The organism is Kribbella rubisoli (assembly GCF_004217145.1).
GTDB classification, from domain to species: domain Bacteria; phylum Actinomycetota; class Actinomycetes; order Propionibacteriales; family Kribbellaceae; genus Kribbella; species Kribbella rubisoli.
The window spans coordinates 1-1,312 of the sequence record NZ_SHKR01000009.1; the positions used below are offsets into that span (position 1 = coordinate 1).

Annotated in this window: 1 protein-coding gene; it reads left to right on the forward strand. The window is 68.4% G+C overall.

Going from position 1 to position 1,312, the window contains the following annotated elements:
* Nucleotides 1-90: 90 nt before the first annotated feature.
* Entirely contained in the window at nt 91-1,299 is a 1,209-nt protein-coding gene (locus EV645_RS02585) for an IS110 family RNA-guided transposase (RefSeq protein WP_130439351.1), read from the forward strand.
* The last annotated feature ends 13 nt before the right edge of the window (nt 1,300-1,312 follow it).

The following is a 1,312-nucleotide window of genomic DNA, read 5'->3' on the forward strand; positions in this document are numbered from 1 at the left end:
TAATAAGAGCCTGGCAAAGCCTCATTAATGTCTTGTCTGCCACCCGGCCGGCGTCGACCTGTCCGATCGACACGGAAGGCAAGATCCATCATGACAGTGACTGCTACCGCTACGACGGTGATCGGGGGCGCTGACACCCACGCCGACACGATCCATGTCGCGGCTGTGGACGAGATCGGCCGCGAGCTCGGTGATCGCGAGTTCCCCACCACACCTGATGGTTACCGGGCCGCGCTGGCGTTCTTGTCGACGTTCGGGACGCTGCGGATGGTCGGAATCGAGGGCACCAGCTCCTACGGCGCTGGGCTTGCCCGGGCCGCCCACGCGGCCGGTGTCGAGGTCCGTGAGGTCACCCGCCCCGACCGTGCCCAGCGCCGGATGCGCGGCAAGTCCGACCCTCTGGATGCCTACCAGGCCGCCCGCGCGGTGCTGTCCGGCCGTGCCGATGCCGCCGCGAAGAACGAGCACATCGAAGCGATCCGGGCCCTGCACACCGCGCGCCGCTCCGCAGTCAAGGCGCGCACCGCCGCGATGAACCAGGTCCACCACATGCTCATCACCGCTCCCGCAGCCCTGCGGGAGAAATACCGGCCGCTGAAAGACAAACCACTGGTCGAGGCCCTGGCCGCCTGCCGCCCGGCGCACCACCGCGACCCCACGATCCGGGCCGTGTCCAGCGCCCTGAAGGTCCTGGCCCAGCGCCACCAGTTCCTCACCCGCCAAGCCAACGAGCTCGAGCAGCACATCAAGAAACTCGCCACAATCGCGAACCCGCACCTGCTCTCACTGCGCGGGGTCGGGCCGGCGACCGCGGCCCAGCTCCTCATCACCGCCGGCGCGAACCCCGACCGGCTCCGCAACGAAGCCTCGTTCGCCGCCCTCTGCGGCGCCGCACCGGTCCCCGCATCCTCAGGCAAGACCACCCGCCACCGGCTGTCACGCGGCGGGGACCGAGCCGCCAACCACGCCCTCCACACCATCGCCGTGGTCAGGATGTCTTGCGACCCACGCACCCGCGCCTACGTCACCACCCAACGCGGCAACGGTCGCAGCACCGCCGAGATCCTGAGACGTCTCAAACGCGCCCTCGCCCGCGAAATCTTCCATTCCCTCACCCGCAACCAGGCCGCACCGCACCTCGCCGACCTCCGCCCCACCCGGCAAGCCAAAAACATCACCCTCACCGCAGCCGCCGACGCGATGAACACCTACATCACCAAAATCGTCCGCACCGAACAAGGCACCTACCCCGACCACGACCTCGCCCACCGCTACCGCACCTGGCTCAACACCGCTTGACACCAATAGGAGC

Bases quoted from the DNA above. Each gene is read 5' to 3' on its own strand.
- EV645_RS02585 (WP_130439351.1), top strand. From the start codon at position 91: ATGACAGTGACTGCTACCGCTACGACGGTGATCGGGGGCGCTGACACC.